General features: G+C 69.7%; 13 protein-coding genes. 7 read left to right on the top strand and 6 right to left on the bottom strand.

Annotation, left to right across the window (positions count from 1 at the left end):
• Nucleotides 1–59 precede the first annotated feature (59 nt).
• The gene (locus tag GO592_RS17735; RefSeq protein WP_005564816.1) at nucleotides 60–1,325 is read left to right on the top strand and encodes a lipase family protein; all 1,266 of its coding nucleotides are present in this window, start codon (nucleotides 60–62) and stop codon (nucleotides 1,323–1,325) included.
• A 13-nt stretch (nucleotides 1,326–1,338) separates the two neighbouring features.
• Here GO592_RS17735 and GO592_RS17730 read toward each other — a convergent pair whose 3' ends face one another.
• Nucleotides 1,339–1,647, bottom strand: a complete 309-nt coding sequence (locus GO592_RS17730) for an MGMT family protein (RefSeq protein WP_202714888.1) — start codon at nucleotides 1,645–1,647, stop codon at nucleotides 1,339–1,341.
• Nucleotides 1,648–1,657: 10 nt separating this feature from the next.
• The gene (locus GO592_RS17725) at nucleotides 1,658–2,443 is read right to left on the bottom strand and encodes an alpha/beta fold hydrolase (RefSeq protein WP_202714887.1); all 786 of its coding nucleotides are present in this window, start codon (nucleotides 2,441–2,443) and stop codon (nucleotides 1,658–1,660) included.
• Between the two features lie 56 nt (nucleotides 2,444–2,499).
• On the opposite strand from GO592_RS17725, the gene GO592_RS17720 reads away from it, so the two are divergent.
• Both GO592_RS17720 and GO592_RS17715 read left to right on the top strand, forming a co-directional pair.
• A complete protein-coding gene (locus GO592_RS17720) occupies nucleotides 2,500–5,796 on the top strand; it encodes an ATP-dependent helicase (protein ID WP_202714886.1) in 3,297 nt (1,098 codons plus the stop codon).
• Nucleotides 5,793–9,140, top strand: a complete 3,348-nt coding sequence (locus GO592_RS17715) for an ATP-dependent helicase (RefSeq protein ID WP_202714885.1) — start codon at nucleotides 5,793–5,795, stop codon at nucleotides 9,138–9,140. The genes GO592_RS17720 and GO592_RS17715 overlap by 4 nt, the downstream gene beginning before the upstream one ends.
• Here the strand turns inward: GO592_RS17715 and GO592_RS17710 are convergent.
• A complete protein-coding gene (locus GO592_RS17710; protein ID WP_144286182.1) occupies nucleotides 9,106–9,504 on the bottom strand; it encodes a DoxX family protein in 399 nt (132 codons plus the stop codon). The genes GO592_RS17715 and GO592_RS17710 overlap by 35 nt on opposite strands.
• Nucleotides 9,505–9,625: 121 nt before the next feature.
• Here GO592_RS17710 and GO592_RS17705 point away from each other — a divergent pair, with 121 nt between their 5' ends.
• A complete protein-coding gene (locus GO592_RS17705) occupies nucleotides 9,626–10,693 on the top strand; it encodes a potassium channel family protein (RefSeq protein ID WP_005259666.1) in 1,068 nt (355 codons plus the stop codon).
• 20 nt (nucleotides 10,694–10,713) lie between these two features.
• Nucleotides 10,714–11,625: an NAD(+) diphosphatase gene (gene nudC, locus GO592_RS17700; protein WP_172650498.1), complete on the top strand. Its 912-nt coding sequence runs from the start codon at nucleotides 10,714–10,716 to the stop codon at nucleotides 11,623–11,625.
• Here nudC and GO592_RS17695 read toward each other — a convergent pair.
• Complete coding sequence (locus GO592_RS17695; RefSeq protein ID WP_037245224.1) at nucleotides 11,622–11,876, bottom strand: mycoredoxin; 255 nt, start codon at nucleotides 11,874–11,876, stop codon at nucleotides 11,622–11,624. The two genes, nudC and GO592_RS17695, sit on opposite strands and share 4 nt — an antisense overlap.
• Before the next feature lie 80 nt (nucleotides 11,877–11,956).
• On the opposite strand from GO592_RS17695, the gene GO592_RS17690 reads away from it, so the two are divergent.
• Nucleotides 11,957–14,095 (top strand): ATP-dependent DNA helicase UvrD2, encoded by a 2,139-nt coding sequence (locus tag GO592_RS17690; RefSeq protein ID WP_005564831.1) that lies wholly within the window; start codon nucleotides 11,957–11,959, stop codon nucleotides 14,093–14,095.
• 450 nt (nucleotides 14,096–14,545) lie between these two features.
• On the top strand, nucleotides 14,546–14,887 hold the full coding sequence (locus tag GO592_RS17685; RefSeq protein ID WP_016883149.1) for a WhiB family transcriptional regulator: 342 nt from the start codon (nucleotides 14,546–14,548) through the stop codon (nucleotides 14,885–14,887).
• 86 nt (nucleotides 14,888–14,973) lie between these two features.
• On the opposite strand, the gene GO592_RS17680 is transcribed toward GO592_RS17685, so the two are convergent.
• On the bottom strand, nucleotides 14,974–16,329 hold the full coding sequence (locus tag GO592_RS17680; protein WP_167121084.1) for an ABC1 kinase family protein: 1,356 nt from the start codon (nucleotides 16,327–16,329) through the stop codon (nucleotides 14,974–14,976).
• Nucleotides 16,326–17,219 (bottom strand): hypothetical protein, encoded by an 894-nt coding sequence (locus tag GO592_RS17675; protein WP_202714884.1) that lies wholly within the window; start codon nucleotides 17,217–17,219, stop codon nucleotides 16,326–16,328. The genes GO592_RS17680 and GO592_RS17675 overlap by 4 nt, the downstream gene beginning before the upstream one ends.
• Nucleotides 17,220–17,222 lie beyond the last annotated feature (3 nt).

Here is a 17,222-nt window from a genome sequence, read left to right as displayed (position 1 = left end):
TTATCGAGGCTCTGGCATAGTGATGCCGTCGACCCGCTCGCTGAATTGTGGGGTAAGTCATGGGCTCGTTGTTCCGCAGATCCTTCGGCACCGCTGTACTCGGCTCGGTCCTCGCGCTGACTGCCGCCCTCGTGGGCGCAGGTACCTCCGCGGCACAACCACCATTGCTGGTGCCCCCCTTGCTGTCCCCACCCGCCGCCGACGCCATCTTCCCCGTCGCCGACCCGGACCCCTTCTACATCCAGCCCGCGGACGTCGCCGACCATGCTCCGGGCGAAGTCCTGAAGATCCGCCAGCTGCCGCCGTCGTACTACTTCCCCGGTAGCGCGATGTGGGAGCTGCTGTTCCGGACCACCGACTCCGAGGGCAAGCCGATCGCGGCGAACACCACGTACGTGCTGCCCCCGAACCACGTCCCGGACGGCCCGCTGGTGTCGTACCAGCACATCATCAATTCGCTCGGCAACAAGTGCAAGATCGTCACCGAGCTCTACACCACCGACCCCCTGCACCAGATCCGCGAGGCCGCCGGACTCAACATCGCACTCGCGCGCGGGTGGGCAGTGGCGCTGCCCGACCATCTGGGACCGAGGATGGCGTACGGCGCGGCGAAGCTCGGTGGCCAGATCACCCTCGACGGCATCCGCGCCGTCCAGCGAGTCCCCGAACTGCAGGTGCAGAACAGCAAGGTCGGACTGGGCGGATATTCCGGCGGCGGCATGGCCACGGCCTGGGCGGCGGCGCTGGCACCGAGCTACGCCCCCGAACTGAACATCGTCGGCGCCGCCGAGGGCGGAACCCCGATGAACCTGGTGAAGATGGCGGAGGCCCTGGGCACCAACCCGCACCCCGCGTTCGGTCTCGCGATGGCCGCCGCGCTGGGGCTGGAGCGCGAATACCCGGACCGCATCGACGTCAGCGGCCAGCTCAACGATCAGGGCCGCTGGATGAAGCAGATGATCGGCAACGGATGCACCAACGAGATCATGCTGTTCGGAATCGGGCGCAGCGCATCACAGATGACCGACAACAAGAATTTCATGGACGATCCGGAAGCGTGGAAGGTGATGGAGGAGAACAGCCTGGAGCTGTATCCGGGCGTGCCCACCACGCCGATCTTCGAATGGCACAGCCCGACGGACGCACTGATCCCGGTCGATTCGATCGACACCACCCTGCGGCGGTACTGCGACGCGGGCACTCCGGTGCAGACGCTGCTCACTCCGACCCCCGACCACCTGTCGGCGGCGGCGCTGGGGCTGCCGCAGGGGCTGGACTGGATGGACGCCCGGTTCCGCGGTGATCCCGCGCCGAGCACGTGCTGAGGCGGGCGGGGCGTCAGCCGGACTGATCGAGCCGGTGCCGGGCCGCCGCGAGATCCACGCGGCCGTCCCGGATGGGAACACCCTCGAGTTCGAGCTTCGCGATCTGCCGGTGCGCGAGATGCGGCGCCGGTCGTCCCGACGCGCCCAGCACCCGGTGCCAGGGGATATCGGCGGAGTCGGTGCGCATGATCCAGCCGACCGTCCGCGCACTGGACAGCCCTGCCGCCGAGGCGATGTCGCCGTACGTGGCCACCCGTCCGGGCGGAATCGACGCGACCAGTGCGCGGACCGCCTCGACCTGTTCCTCCGTCGTCGCGACCATCACGCGACCATCAGAGGAGCGTGCGGACGAGCGCGGCGACCTCGTCGGGCCGGGCCTGCGGCACCATGTGATCGCAGTCGAGGTCGACGGCGGTCAGATTGTCGCCCAGATGGTCGGTGAGAGCCTTGCGGAATTCGGGTGTGACATACGGCGGCTGCACCTTCGACGCCTGCACGAGGACGGTCGGCAGGTGCGCGGGCGGCAGGACGGCCTCGCGTGCGAGTTCGCCCCACGCCGTGACGACGGCGGGGGTGGACAGCCGCCAGATGACCCGGCCGTTCGCCAGCGGCACCAGGTGTTCGGCGATCTCGTTCTCGAGGACGTCGCGGGCCACTTCACCCCACGAGCCGTGCACCTTCTCGGATCGAGCCTCCGCGACGTCGGTGTAGTCGGGGGACGAGATGGTGAGATCCGCCACCGACTGCATCACCTCGGGATCGAGCCCGATCGCGGGATCGAGCAACACGAGTCCCCGGACGCGGTCGGGGACGGCGCGCGACAGGTGCAGTGCCAGGGCGCACCCGAACGAGTGGGCCACCACCAGGACGGGTCCCCGCGCATACGCGTCGAGTGTGTCGACGAGGCTCGCGACGTGGGATTCGAGGTTCCACGGCGGCGCCCACGTGGAACGGCCGTGCCCGAGCAGGTCCGGGGATATCCAGCGGGCGTGCGGCAGTTGGTCGGTGGCCAGCGCCTCCCACCGTCTGCCGTGACCGGTGAGTCCGTGCAGGGCGAGGATCTCCGTGCCGTCCTCGGCGCCGAACAGGTACGTATGCAGTGCTGACACGTGACCCATGATGCCGGATCGGGTCGCCGCACGAGATGTCGGACCGTTCTGGTGGAATGCCACCCATGACGGAATCGGCGGTGCGCACCAGGACGTCGGTTCCCCGTGCCCGGCTCGTGCACCGTCAGAACCCGGTCCGCGAGGCCCGGGTGTGGGACGACGCCACGCAGCGGGTCCTCACCGCGTCGCCCCTCGGAATGGGCTGGAATCCCTGGCAGGTGCTCGGCGGCCCGGGAACGGGCAAGACGTCGCTTCTCGTGGACGTCGCGGTCGACCGGATCGCCGGTGGCGAAGACCCGGAGTCGGTGCTGGTGCTGACGCAGTCGAAGCGAGCGGCCGGCCGGGTGCGCGAAGAGGTCACCGCCGCGCTCATCGGCCACGACGAACACCACGGCCCCCGTGCCACGCGCGAACCGCTCGTACGCACCGTCCACTCCTACGCCTTCGCGGTACTGAGGCTGCAGGCCGCCGCCCACGGAAACCCGCCCCCGCGCCTCATCACCGGCGCCGAGCAGGACGCCGTGCTGCGCGAGATGCTGCACGGAGACATCGCGGACGGCGGCGAGATGTGGCCCGAACGTCTGCGTCCCGCACTGGCACTGGGCGGCTTCGCCGTCGAACTGCGCGACCTCATGCTGCGCTCGAGCGAGCGCGGCCTCGGCCCCGAAGACCTGATCAAACTGGGTCGGCGGCACACCCGTCCCGAGTGGGTGGCGGCGGGAATGTTCGCCGCCCGGTACGAGCACGGCATGCTGCTACGCGGAGCCGTCGGTGTCGAGGCCCCCGAGGCCACCGCGCCTGCGCTGGACGCCGCCGAACTGATCGGTGCGGCCCTCACCGCGTTCGCCACCGACCCGGACCTGCTGCGCACGGAGCGGGCCCGGGTGCGGCACCTGCTCGTCGACGACGCTCAGCACCTCGATCCGCAGGCCGCGGAACTCGTCCGGCTCGTCGGCACCGGTACCCGCACCACGGTCGTCGCCGGCGACCCGGACCAGTCGATCTACGGCTTCCGCGGGGCCGACCCGACATTCCTCGCCGAACTGGCCGACAAGGGTGATCCCCGGCAGGTGTTGCTGCCGGTCAACTTTCGCAGTAAGGCGGAGGTCGCGACCACGGCAGCCCGGATCACGTCCCGGCTTCCGGGGCATCTGCCGCATCGGATCTGGAGCCCGGCGCGGGACGGCGGACGGACGTCGGTCCGGGTCCTGAGCACGGCGGCGAAGGAGGCTGCGCTCATCGCCGACACCCTGCGTCGCGCCCACCTCCTCGACGAGGTGCCGTGGTCGGAGATGGCGGTGATCGTGCGCTCGGTGCCGCGCGCCCTGGCGCCGCTGCGTCGTGCCCTGCTGGGTGCAGGTGTGCCCGTCACCACCGCGGCGTCCGAGTTGCCGCTGGCCCGTCAGCACGGGGTGTCGGGACTGATGCTGGTGCTGCGGGCACTGTCGGGGCAGGAATTCACGGGCGAGGACGCACTCGCCCTGCTCGCCGGCCCCGTCGGCGGCGCAGAACCCGTGGCGCTCCGGCGTCTTCGCCGGGGACTGCGGCGCGCCGAGCTGGCGTCCGGCGGCGACCGCGACTCGGCCGAGCTCCTCCGTCTCGTGCTGGTGGGCGAGACCGACAGCACCCGCAGGGTCACGGCCAAGCTGACCGACGTCGAAGCGGCATCCCTGAACCGGGTGCTGTCCGTGCTGCGCAAGGCGAAGGTGCCCCTGGACCGTGGGCGCGGCATCGAGGACGTGCTGTGGGCGACATGGCAGGCCACCGGACTCGAACGCCGCTGGTCGGCGGCTTCCGCCCGCGGAGGTCCGATCGGGGCACAGGCCGACCGCGACCTCGACGCCGTGGTCGCCCTGTTCGACGCCGCGGCGAGTTACGTCGACCGCCTCCCGCGTGCACAGCTCGCCGGGTTCGTCGACTACCTCACCGGGCAAGCCATTCCCACCACGCGGAACGTCTCCGCCGTCCCGGTCGATGCCGTCTCGGTGCTCAGCGCCCACTCGGCTGCCGGCCGCGAATGGGACGTCGTCGCGGTCGCGGGTGTGCAGGAAGGGCTGTGGCCGAGCCTGCGGGCGCGCGGCAGCCTACTCGGCACCGAGGCGCTGATCGACCTGACCGCGGGAGTGTCCGACGGCAGCGAGACGGCCGCCGACCGGATGTCGCGCACCGCACCGCTCCTCGCCGAGGAACGCAGGCTGTTCCTGGTGGCGTGCAGCCGGGCGAGGCGGAGCCTGCTCGTCACCGCGGTCGACTCGGCCAGCGGCGACGCCGATCTCGTTCACTCCCGTTTCGTCGACGAGTTGCTCGCCGGAGACCAGGATTCGGACGTCGAGGAGGCGGTCGTGCAGGCGGAGGATCCGGCGACCCGGGTCCTGGCCCTGCCTGCCCTCGTCGCCGAATTGCGCAGCGTGGTCTGCGATCCGGACGTCGCGGAATCCGATCCCGCCCGGCAGGACCGCGCGGCGCGGCAACTCGCCCGGCTCGCCGACGCCGGAGTGCGCGGCGCACACCCGGACCAGTGGTACGGCACCGCCGAACCGAGCACCGGCGTGGCGTTGTGGAACGAGGAGGACGGACCGGTGTCGTTGTCGCCGTCCACCATCGACCTGCTCAACACGTGCCCGTTGCGGTGGCTGCTCGAACGCCACGGCGGGACGGACGGCGACAACACCCACGCCATCGCCGGAACGCTCGTGCACACGCTGGTGCAGGCGCTCGCCGGCCGCATCCCGCCCGATCAGGTGGAACGCGCACTCGAGAACGCCTGGGATTCGATCGATCTGGGATCTCAGTGGTACTCGCGGCGTGAACTCGACCGCACCCGGGACATGCTTGCCACGTTCACCGCCTGGCTCGGGAACACCCGATCCGAACTCACCGAGGTCGGTGTCGAGGTGGCAGTCGACGGTGTCCTGGAACCGCAGGAAGAGGGTTCCCCGACGATCCGGTTGCGGGGGCGGATCGACCGGCTCGAACGCGATGCCGAGGGCAGGCCCGTCATCGTCGACGTGAAGACCGCCCGCTCACCGGTCACCAAGGACGACGCCCAGCAGCACGCCCAGCTGGCGGCGTACCAGGTGGCGGCGGCGACCGGCGCGATCGACGGGGAGCCGGCGTCGAAACCCGGTGGGGCGCGGCTGGTCTTCGTCGCCAAACCGCACAAGAAGGAAGGCGCCACCCAGCGGGTGCAGGCACCGCTGTCGGACGAGGACCTCGAGACGTGGCTCGCGGTGATCCACGCGGCAGCGGCGGCCACCAAGGGACCGGAGTTCCTCGCCCGCGTCAACGACGGTTGCCGGCACTGCCCGGTGCGCACGAGTTGCCCCGCGCACGACGAGGGACGGCAGGTGACGTCGGAATGACCGTCCGTATCGACCCGGTGGAACTCGCCATCGGCCTGGGGCAGCATCCACCCACCCCGGAGCAGGCCGCCGTCATCGCGGCCCCCCTCGGCCCGACCCTCGTCGTCGCGGGGGCGGGCGCAGGCAAGACCGAGACGATGGCGGCCCGCGTCGTGTGGCTGGTGGCCAACGGTGTCGTCGACCCCGAGGCGGTGCTGGGGCTGACGTTCACCCGGAAGGCGGCGCAGCAGCTGACCGCCCGGATCAGGAAACGCCTCGCCCGGCTGGCGGGTTCGGACCTGCTCCGCAGGGTCGACCCGAGCGGCGACCTGCGGTCGCGGATCCTCGCGGGCGAACCGGAAGTCAGCACCTACCACTCCTACGCCGGGCGACTGCTGTCCGAGCACGGGCTCCTGCTGCCCATCGAACCCTCGGCGACGCTCCTGTCGGAGACGGAACTGTGGCAGCTGGCGCACCGGGTGGTCAGCTCGTGGGACGGCGACCTCGACACCGACCGGAATCCGGCGTCCGTCACCGAAGCCGTGCTCGCGTTGTCCGGGCAGCTGGCCGAGCACCTCGTCGAACCGGACGATCTGCGGGAGGCGCACACCGAGCTCGACAAGCTCGTCCACACCCTGCCCGCCGGACCGAGACAGCGCGGCGGCCCCGGCAAGGAACTGCTCGACATCCTCGACACCCAGCACCGGCGGGTGGATCTCCTTCCCCTGGTGCAGCGTCTCGCGGACACGCTGCGCCGCGAAGGTGCGCTCGACTTCGGCAGCCAGATGTCGCTCGCGGCACGCGTCGCCGCGGACCACCCCGAAGTCGGACTCGCCGAGCGCACCCGCTTCCGGGTGGTGCTGCTCGACGAGTACCAGGACACGGGACACTCGCAGCGGGTGCTGCTGTCGTCCCTGTTCGGCGGCGGTCTCGACGGTGAACTCGCGCTCACCGCGGTGGGCGACCCCATGCAGTCGATCTACGGGTGGCGGGGTGCCTCGGCGGCCAACCTGCCCCGCTTCGCAACGGACTTCCCGCTGACGAACGGAGATCCGGCGCCGACCCTGGAACTGCTCACGAGCTGGCGCAACCCGCCGGAGGCACTGGCGCTGGCCAACATGGCGTCGGCGTCCCTGCGTGAGCGGGGCGTGTCGGTCAGCACTCTGCGGGCGCGACCGCAGGCCGTCCCGGGTGATGTGCGGCTGGCCCTCACCGGTGACGTCGTGCAGGAACGCGAATGGGTGGCCGACCGCATCGCCGAACAGTACGCGGACGCCACGAGCCGGGGCGAGAACCCGCCGACCGCCGCGGTGCTGATCCGTCGCAACGCCGACGCCGCACCGATCGCGGAGGTGCTGCGGTCCCGCGGTCTGCCGGTCGAAGTGGTCGGTCTCGGTGGACTGCTCCACACCCCCGAGGTGGCCGACGTGATCGCGATGCTCCGGGTGGTCGCCGACCCGATGGCGGGCAGTGCCGCCGTGCGAATGCTGACCGGGGCGAGATGGCAGATCGGGGCCGCCGACCTGACGGCGCTGTCGCGGCGAGCCTCCGAACTGGCCATCGGAACCGGCTACGGCACCACCGGCGCCGTCACCGATTCGTCCGCTCTGGCCGACGCCGTCGGCGAGGCGCTGCCCGGTGAGCACGCGGAGCAGGCCGGGCTGGCGGATGCACTGGCGGATCCCGGTCCCGCCGAACGCTATTCGCAGGTCGGTTACGCACGGATCACCGCCGTCGCGGCGGAGTTGGCGTCTCTGCGTGAGCGGATCGGGCAGCCACTCACCGAGCTGGTGGCCGAGGTCGAACGGGTGTTGGGTATCGGCATCGAAGCACAGGCCCGGACGCGTCGGTCGGCGCGGGGGAGTGCGGGCCGCGAACATCTCGACGCCTTCGCCGACGTCGTCGCCGGGTACGCGAGCCGCACGTCGGCCACCGTCACCGGACTGCTCGCCTTTCTGTCGGCCGCGGAATCGGTCGAAAAGGGTTTGGCTCCGGGCGAAGTCGAGGTGGACCCGCACCGCGTCCAGGTGCTGACGGTGCACTCGGCCAAGGGGCTGGAGTGGGAAGTGGTGGCGGTACCGCACCTGACGGCCGGCGTCTTTCCCTCGCGGACGGCGTCCGGGTCCTGGCTCGGTGCCGTCGGTGAACTGCCGCCCTCGCTGCGCGGAGACCGTGCGCGGCCGGGGGAGTCGGCCGACGGCGTGCCCGTTCTCGAGCTCGAGAACCTGTACGACCGGAAAGACCTCGAGGAGGCCGTGAAGACGCACAAGGCGGCGCTGGCGGCCCGCAAACTCGACGAGGACCGCCGGCTGTTCTACGTCGCACTCACCCGCACCGAACGGGTGCTGTTCGCGTCGGGTCACCACTGGGCAGAATCCGGAACGGAGCCCAAGGGTCCGTCGGAGTTCCTCACCGAACTGCGCGACACGGTGACCGACGAGGAGCACGAGGGAATCGGGATCGTCGACATCTGGGCGCCCGCACCCGAACCCGAAGAGCAGAACCCGCTGACCAGTACCCCCAAGTCGGCTGCGTGGCCGCGGGATCCGCTCGGGCTCCGCCGGGAGTCGGTCGAGCGCGGCGCGGCGTTGGTCGTGGCGGCGCTCAAGAGTGCAGGCGAGACGGCACCGGCAGGCGGGGACGACGATCCCGAGAACTGGGCAGCCGACGTCGACGCCCTTCTCGCCGAGCGGGAGGCGCGGGCGAACGCCCGCACCGAGGTGGTGTTACCCGGTCAGTTGTCGGTGAGCCAGCTCGTCGAACTCGAAGCCGACCCGGACGCCCTGGCCGCCCGGCTGAGGCGTCCGCTGCCGTACCCGCCGAATCCGCTCGCGCGGCGCGGTACCGCGTTCCACGCCTGGGTGGAGCGCCGCTTCGGGGCCACCCGGCTGCTCGACCTCGACGAGCTGCCCGGTGCCGCCGACATCGGTGCGGGCCCCGACACCGACCTCGCGACCCTGCAGGACGCGTTCCTGCGCTCGCCCTGGGCCGACCGCAACCCGACCGAGGTCGAGGTGCCGTTCGAGACGTCGGTGGCGGGGACGGTGCTGCGCGGCCGGATCGACGCGGTGTTCACCGATCCCGACGGCGGGTGGACGGTGATCGACTGGAAGACCGGCGCCGAGCCGAGCGCGGCCAACGAGAAGGCCGTCGTGATGCAGCTGGCCGCGTACCGGCTGGCGTGGGCCGAACTGATGGACGTTCCGATCGAGCGGGTGCGCGCCGCCTTCCACTACGTGCGGACCGGGCGGACAATTGCGCCGGATCACCTGCCCGACGCCGACGCGCTCGCCCGTCTGCTCCGTTCCGCCGGTTCTCCCGAAGAGGAGATCAGGCCCGACGCCGAGCCTTCAGCGACTCGGTGACCAACGGGATCTGCAACGGAAGACGCAGCAGCACTCCGGCTTTCTGCACGTTCGTCGTCTTGGAGCTCTTCAGCCAGTCCACTGCCATGTTGACGTTGGCGGGGAAGACGGCGACGAACAGGAGAGCAGCGAGGCCGCCACCGAGCCGGCGGGTTCGCGGCACGGCGAGCGCCGTGCCGATGGCGAACTCGGCGATCCCCGACACGTACGTGTAGGTGCGGGCATCGCCCGGAAGCTGGGTGGGGACCGTGGAGTCGAAGAACTTGGGGGCGACGAAGTGCATCGTGCCCGCGCCGAGCAGAAGCGCGGCAAGGCGGAGTGCGGGCTTCTGGCTCGGTCGTGGTGTGTGGCTCTCTCGTTGCATGACGTCAGCTTGCCCGAACAACTCGGTTCGCGACAACGAGGCTCCGACGTGTCACCGACGGGGCAATCGGGGTTAGGCTGCCTGCCGATGTCGGAGTTCAGTGCAACGTGGAGACGAACATATGGCCGGTAGGCTGCGTGAGAGATTGAGCAGGTCGGACACCCTGACCGACCGGCCCGACTTCGCGTTGGTGGGTGTACTCCGGATTCCGGAGCTGCAGACCAGTCCGGCGCGGGCGATTTACCGTCGCGTGGGTATCGCCCTGGCGGCGTTGGCGTTGGCGGTTCTCATCGTGTACATCGACCGGGCGGGCTACCGCGACGCGCAGGACAACGAATTGTCGCTGCTCGACTGCATCTACTACGCGACGGTGTCGTTGTCGACGACGGGCTACGGCGACATCACGCCGTTCACACCGTCCGCGAGGCTCGTCAACGTTCTCCTGATCACGCCTCTTCGAATCTTCTTCCTCATCGTCCTGGTCGGTACGACTCTCTCCGCGCTCACGCAGAGCTCCCGGCAGGCGTTCAAAATTCAGCGTTGGAGGCAGCACGTGCGCAATCACACCGTGGTGATCGGCTACGGAACCAAAGGACGCACCGCAATCGACGCGATGCTCGGCGACGACGTTCCGCCGTCGGAGATCGTGGTGGTCGACACCGACCACGCGGTGCTCGACTCGGCGGCCAGCAAGGGCCTCGTCACGGTCCACGGGTCCGCCACCAAATCGGACGTGCTGCGGTTGGCGGGCGCGCAGAACGCGTCGGCGATCATCGTCGCGGCCAACCGAGACGACACCGCGGTGCTGGTGACGCTGACGGCCCGCGAGATCGCACCGAAGGCGAAGATCGTCGCGGCGATCCGCGAATCCGAGAACACGCATCTGCTCCGGCAGTCCGGCGCCGATTCGGTCGTCGTGTCCTCCGAGACCGCCGGCCGGCTCCTCGGCATCGCCACGAAGACGCCCAGCGTCGTCGAGATGATGGAGGACCTCCTGACTCCGGAGGCCGGTTTCGCGATCGCGGAACGCCCCGTGGAGCGGGACGAGATCGGCGGCTCCCCGCGTCACCTCGCGGACATCGTGCTCGGTGTGGTGCGGGAAGGGCGGTTGATCCGGGTCGGCTCGCCGGAGGTCGATTCGATCGAGGAGAACGACCGACTGCTGTACATCCGTCGGGTCGCCAACTGATCGGCAGTAGTGTCGACGGCGTGACTGCATTCCGGCTGAACGACACCCCGCTCCTGTCCCGCTCCGCCGTGGGGCGGGCCGAGGAATTGCGTTCGGACACGGACGCGCTGCGAGCGGGCTGGCAGGATGCGCTGCTACTGCGCGTCAATCACCGCGGACAGGTGCGGGTGGGCGACGACGGGCTGGTGTTCGCGGACGCCACCGAACTCGGCCCCGAACCGCAACGGGGCGCGGTCTTCCTCGGCATCCGCAAGGATCGGCACGTGTGGGCGGTGCGGGTGCAGGCGCTGACCGGCGAGCTGGCCGATCTCCGGATGCTGGGCGGGACGCTGGACGACGCGGACGCCGGGGTACTCACCGGGGCGCTCGCGATGCTCAACTGGCACGACAGCGCAGGCTTCAGTGCGCTCGACGGCGCGCCGTCGGAGCCGACGATGTCGGGATGGTCGCGGATCTCGACGAGCACCGGGCACGAGGAATTTCCCCGCACCGATCCGGCGGTCATCTGCCTCGTGCACGACGGCGGAGATCGCGTCCTGCTGGCCCGGCAGCCCACGTGGCCGGCGCGGCGGTTCTCGATCCTGGCCGGATTCGTCGAGGCCGGTGAATCGCTCGAAACGTGCGTCGTCCGGGAGATCAAGGAAGAAGTGGGTGTCGACGTCCGTGACGTGCGCTACCTCGGCAGCCAGCCGTGGCCGTTTCCCCGTTCGGTGATGATCGGTTTCGCGGCCGTCGGCGATCCCGACGCCCCGCTGACGTTCGCGGACGGCGAGATCGCCGAGGCCCGGTGGTTCACTCGGGACGAGGTGCGCACGGCACTCGAACTCGGCGACTGGGCGTCGGACACCGACGCCCCGCTGCTGCTCCCCGGCTCGATTTCCATCGCTCGCGGGATCATCGAGTCCTGGGCGGGAGCAGCGACGGAGTCCTAGACGCCGAGGAGTTTCTTGACCTGCGACAACGACGGGTTGGTCGCGGTGCTGCCGTCGGCGAACTTGACGGTGGGGACGACGTGGTTGCCGCCGTTGACGCTGCCGACGAACTCCGCCGATGCCGGATCGTCCTCGATGTCGATCTCCACGTAGCCGATGCCGGATTCGTCCAGCTGCGTCTTCAGGCGCCGGCAGTAGCCGCACCAGGTGGTGGAGTAGATGGTCAGGGCGGGGGTGTCGGTAGCAGTCACGGCGGATATAACACCACGACTCCGTCGTGTGTTCCCACTGCGGTGTTCGTCCGCTTCGCGCCGTGTCGGTCGCCCCTGTCATGATGGACGCCATGTCAGCAGCCGGCGCAGCAGAGGTGACGAGTACCGGTCTCGATCCCGAACAGTCCGCAGCGGTACTCGCTCCCCGGGGTCCGGTGTGTGTGCTGGCGGGGGCCGGAACAGGGAAGACCCGGACCATCACCCGGCGTATCGCGCACCTCGTGGCCAGTGGGCACGTCGCCGCGGGGCAGGTGCTGGCGGTGACGTTCACGGCTCGCGCGGCAGGCGAGATGCGCGGCCGGCTGCGCAGCCTGGGGATCGGCGACGGGGGAGCGCAGGTTCAGGCGCGCACGTTCCACGCCGCCGCGCTGCGGCAGCTGAGGTACTTCTGGCCGCAGGTGATCGGCGACACCGAGTGGCGGCTGCTGGACCGCAAGTTCGCGGTCGTGTCGTCCGCCGCCGGACGGGTCGGACTGTCCACCAGCACGGAGAGCGTCCGCGACCTGGCGAGCGAGATCGAATGGGCCAAGGCGTCGCTGATCGCGCCGGAGGACTACCCGCGCGCGGTGGCGAAGTTACGCCGGGAGGCGCCGGTCGACGCCGCGAAGGTCGCCGAGGTGTATCACGGCTACGAGCAGCTCAAGGCCCGCGGCCAGGACGGGATGCTCCTCGACTTCGACGATCTCCTGCTCCACACGGCGGCGGCACTCGAGGAGCATTCGGCTGTCGCCGAGGAGTTCCGCGACCGGTACCGGTGCTTCGTCGTGGACGAGTACCAGGACGTCACTCCGCTGCAGCAGCGGGTCCTCGACGCCTGGCTCGGGGAGCGGGACGACCTCACCGTCGTCGGCGACGCCAACCAGACCATCTACTCGTTCACCGGCGCCACACCCAACTACCTGCTCGACTTCTCGCGCCGGTTCCCGGAGGCCACCGTCGTCCGCCTCGAGCGCGACTACCGTTCCACTCCCGAGGTCGTGTCGATGGCGAACCGCGTGATCGGAGCGGCCCGCGGCAGGATCGCGGGCACCCGCCTGCAGCTGATCGGGCAACGCGACTCCGGGCCGGAGCCGAGTTTCGTCGAGTTCGACGACGAGCCGGCCGAGGCCGCCGGGGTGGCGCGCACGATCAAGCGGCTCATCGCGTCCGGCACTCCGGCCGCGGAGATCGCGGTCCTGTACCGGATCAACGCCCAGTCCGAGGTACATGAGCAGGCGCTGACGAAACTCGACATCCCGTATCAGGTCCGGGGCGGTGAGGGATTCTTCACGCGCACCGAGGTGCGCCAGGCCGTCGCGGCGCTGCGCCAGGCCGCAGGTCGCGACGACCTGCCGGATGCGGTCGGCGCCGACCTGGTCACGCTCGTCCGCGCCGTCCTCGCTCCGCTGGGGCTGACCGACGCGGAACCGGCGGGTGCGCAGGCTCGCGAACGGTGGTCGTCGCTGTCGGCGCTGGTCGCGCTCACCGAGGAACAGCTGACCCAGGATCCGGAGTTGACCCTCGACGCGCTGTTACGCGAACTGAGCCTGCGGGCCGAGGCGCGGCATCCACCCGTCGTGCAGGGTGTGACACTCGCGTCCCTGCACGCCGCCAAGGGGCTCGAGTGGGACGCCGTGTTCCTCGTCGGGCTCACCGACGGAACGCTGCCCATCCAGCACGTGCTCGGCGACTCCAACTCGGCACCGGACGAGGCGGCCGTCGAGGAGGAGCGCCGGTTGCTGTACGTCGGCGTGACCCGCGCCCGGGAGCACCTGCAGATGTCGTGGGCACTGTCCCGGAACGAGGGGGGCCGCAAGTCGCGGCGCCGTTCGCGGTTCCTGCACGGACTCATCCCCGAAGATTCACCTGCCTCGCGGATCGCGGCGCCCGTCAAGAGCAACAAGAAGCGTCCACGGTGCCGGCTGTGCGGAAAACAGCTGATCGGGACGACCGCGACCATGCTCGGTCGTTGCGAGGGCTGCCCGTCCAATGTCGACGTTGAGCTGCTCGAATCGCTGCGGTCGTGGCGGCTCGAGAAGTCGCGGGAGCTGAAGGTCCCGGCGTACGTGGTGTTCAGCGACAACACGTTGACGGCTCTCGCCGAGCAGCGGCCGCAGGACGATCGCGGGCTCGTCGCGATCCCCGGGATCGGTGCGAAGAAGCTCGAGCAGTTCGGCGAGGACGTCCTCGGTGTGATCAAGGGAAGCGGTAGTCCCTGAACGACTCTCACGCAGCAGGGGGTAGCGCGCATAACTGCAGGTCAAAAATAGGTTGTGCGGTTCTGGAGAATTGCCTACTGTGGTTTCAGTGCGCGGGGAGACCCGTGTGGTTCACATCGGATCGAGAAGAAATGGAGGTGGCAGTGAAATGACGAAGTTCCAAGCACATGAGACGGCAGTCGCTGCTGCCTCCGCGCTGTTCGGCATGAACGCGGCGGAAACGGCACCGGCGATTGTCTGGTCGGCAGCCCGTCGTCGTCCCGCAGCAGCAGTCGAGTCCGTGTATCGGAGTTGTCGAGGAATTCCTCGGTAGATCAACTCCCACCGTCTTTTCAAGGCCACGGACCCGCATCGCGGACCGTGGCCTTTGTAGTTCGAGCTCTTTTCCCGCTCGCAGCCTCGGCTCTGGTTCGCACCCACTTCATCGAACCGAAGAGATTGACCGTCGCAATGAGAGCAGAGGAGAAGGACGTGTCTACCGTGACATGCCGAGGGGTATCCGAAACCTCAACCGCCACAAGCGGATTTGTTCAGATAGTGTCCGCGCGTGGTGACCTGCCCTGCCGGGTCGATGATCCCGACCTGTGGTTTGCGGACTCTCCCACCGAGCTGGAACAGGCGAAGGCGCTGTGCGCGTCCTGCCCGATCCGCTCCCGCTGCCTCGACGCGGCCCTCGATCGGGGTGAGCCGTGGGGCGTGTGGGGTGGGGAGATCTTCGACCAGGGCGTCGTGATCGCCCGCAAGCGTCCCCGGGGACGTCCGCGCAAGACGCAGACTCTGGTCTGTGCGTAGAAACCGGTACGGGGCGGGAGAATTCGGGCGTTCGCCCGGCCACTCACATGAGTGGCCGGGCGAACGCCCGTTCTGTGTTTACGGGCTCAGACGGTGTCTTCGTCCTCGGGGGCGGGGTCGGCGAACCCGGGGAGCCACCGCGTGAGGATCTCCATGTACGGCGCGTATGCGTCCAGCTGAGCGCAGATTCCCACCGAGCCGACGAGAACCCGGAAGATCATCAGATACTCCGCGGGCAGATTCAGTGCCCGGGCCGTCCGGAACTGCGCACTGTTGAAGTCGGTCGCGGAACCCGCGGCCTTCTGCAGCCAGGCGCGGGTGAAGTGGAACGATTCGGTGCGGATCGGGTCGGTGACGGGACGCAGGTAGTCCGCGATCTCTTTGTCGGTGACCGTTCGGCCGGGCAGGACGAATCCGTTGGCGTGCAGCAACTCCGTCAGTTCGTCGAACTGCTCGTGGAGTGCCAGCCGGACCATGGACCCGAGCACCGGGGGAAGCCCGTGCGGAAACGGTGCGGCGGCACCGAAATCGATGACACCGAGGCGGCCGTCGCTGTGCAGCATGAAGTTACCCGGGTGCGGGTCGCAGTGAAGCAGGCCGACGCGGGTGGGGGAGGCGAAGTGGAACTCCGCGAGCAGTGCACCCGCGGTGTTGCGTTCCTCGGGGGTGCCGTCGGCGATGATGGCCGACAGCGGCTTCGCCGACATCCATTCGGTGACCACGACCTTGGGGGCACTGGCGACCACGTGCGGAATCGCGAACTGCGGATCCCCGTCGTACACCTTGGCGAAGCGGCGCTGATTGTTCGCCTCGATCCGGTAGTCGAGTTCTTCCTCGGTGCGGGCCGTGAACTCGTCGATGACCGGGCGCACGTCGACGCCGGGCATGACCGAGGCGAACAGTCCCGCGAATCGGCCGAGCGTCTTCAGGTCGGCGCGCAGCGCTTCGTCGGCGCCGGGGTACTGAACCTTGACGGCCACGTCGCGACCGTCGGCCCAGACCGCGCGGTGTACCTGGCCGATGCTGGCCGATGCGGTCGGGGTGTCGTCGAACGACTGGAACCGGTCACGCCACTTGGTGCCCAGCTGCTGGTCGAGCATTCTGTGGACGGCCCGCGCGGGCAGGGGAGGCGCCTGCGCCTGCAGCTTGTTCAGCGATTCACGGTAGGGCTCCGCGAACTCCTCGGGGATCGCCGCCTCCATGACGCTGAGCGCCTGCCCGAGTTTCATGGCGCCGCCCTTGAGTTCGCCGAGGACCGCGAACAATTGCTCGGCGGCCTTGGCGCTCAGCTGGGCGTCGATCTCGTCCTTGTCGCCGCCGGTCAGCTTCCGGCCGAAGCCCATCGCAGCACGCCCCGCGATCCCCAACGGGATGCTCGCGAGTTTGGCGGTGCGGGTGGAACTCCTGCGGGGGATGTCGGACACCCCACCATCATGCATCATGACCGAAGGCGGTTCGATTCGCCCGCAGCGGGTGCCAGATACGTGCAGCTGCAGCTCGCCTGCCGCGGCCAGCGCCGGGTCACCAGCCGGTGCGCCCCGAGATCGATCTCGAGCGTCGCGTCGAGGCTGCTGGGCGGCGCGCCTCGCGGCGCGGCCAAGACGGCCTCGAGCTGGCCGAGGGCGACTGCGGCCGTGGCCATGATCACGGCGGGGCTCGCGTGCCCGACCGTCCCTAGGAGCTGAGCGGACAGGTGCGGCCAGTCCTCGTCGTACGCGGCGCGGAGGAGATCGGCGCACCGCAGGCAACTGGTGTTGCCCGGGAGCACGAGAGGGCCGACGACACCGCGGCCGTCACGCAGCCGGACCTGCAGGTGCGGTATCGCGTTCTGGACCAGATCCGCGACGAGCCGAGGTTCCGCCACCAGATCGTCCGCGAGCACGACGCACAGGGCGTTCCACCGCCGGACGTCGCTGTCGGCGGAATAGCGGAAGGAGCGGGATACCCGGATGCCGCCGTCCGTGAGCCCGGCCGACACCGCATCCGACAGCGGGCCGCGCCCGTGCACGCGGATCGTGATCGTGTCCGCGACGGGGGATGTCCCGGCGACATCGATCAGACCTGCCCGGTCGAGGTCGCCGAGAAGTTTCGACATGTCCGTGGGCGCAATGCCGTACCCGACGGCAGTCCACAGGATGTGCGGCCGCGAGTTCTTGCCGTCGAGCAGTCGGACGACGGCGAGGAGTTGCTCGGTCCGGACCCCGGGAGGCGGGGCGAGTACGAGAGCGCGCTCGGGATCCCAGCCGAACTGCAGGCGCCCGTCGGGGCGGACGAGTACGGCGATCCTGGGATCGAGAGTGACACCGACGTGTCGCGTGGGCTGGATGGTCACACG

Origin of the sequence: Rhodococcus sp. 21391 (assembly GCF_016772255.1) — a bacterium.
In the GTDB taxonomy this organism is placed as follows: domain Bacteria; phylum Actinomycetota; class Actinomycetes; order Mycobacteriales; family Mycobacteriaceae; genus Rhodococcus_F; species Rhodococcus_F opacus.
This window is presented reverse-complemented; position numbering and strand designations above follow the sequence as displayed.

Bases quoted from the DNA above. Each gene is read 5' to 3' on its own strand.
- GO592_RS17735 (WP_005564816.1), top strand. From the start codon at position 60: ATGGGCTCGTTGTTCCGCAGATCCTTCGGCACCGCTGTACTCGGCTCG.
- GO592_RS17705 (WP_005259666.1), top strand. From the start codon at position 9,626: ATGGCCGGTAGGCTGCGTGAGAGATTGAGCAGGTCGGACACCCTGACC.
- GO592_RS17725 (WP_202714887.1), bottom strand. From the start codon at position 2,443: ATGGGTCACGTGTCAGCACTGCATACGTACCTGTTCGGCGCCGAGGAC.
- GO592_RS17730 (WP_202714888.1), bottom strand. From the start codon at position 1,647: ATGGTCGCGACGACGGAGGAACAGGTCGAGGCGGTCCGCGCACTGGTC.
- GO592_RS17680 (WP_167121084.1), bottom strand. From the start codon at position 16,329: ATGATGCATGATGGTGGGGTGTCCGACATCCCCCGCAGGAGTTCCACC.
- GO592_RS17720 (WP_202714886.1), top strand. From the start codon at position 2,500: ATGACGGAATCGGCGGTGCGCACCAGGACGTCGGTTCCCCGTGCCCGG.
- GO592_RS17690 (WP_005564831.1), top strand. From the start codon at position 11,957: ATGATGGACGCCATGTCAGCAGCCGGCGCAGCAGAGGTGACGAGTACC.
- GO592_RS17685 (WP_016883149.1), top strand. From the start codon at position 14,546: ATGAGAGCAGAGGAGAAGGACGTGTCTACCGTGACATGCCGAGGGGTA.
- GO592_RS17715 (WP_202714885.1), top strand. From the start codon at position 5,793: ATGACCGTCCGTATCGACCCGGTGGAACTCGCCATCGGCCTGGGGCAG.
- GO592_RS17710 (WP_144286182.1), bottom strand. From the start codon at position 9,504: ATGCAACGAGAGAGCCACACACCACGACCGAGCCAGAAGCCCGCACTC.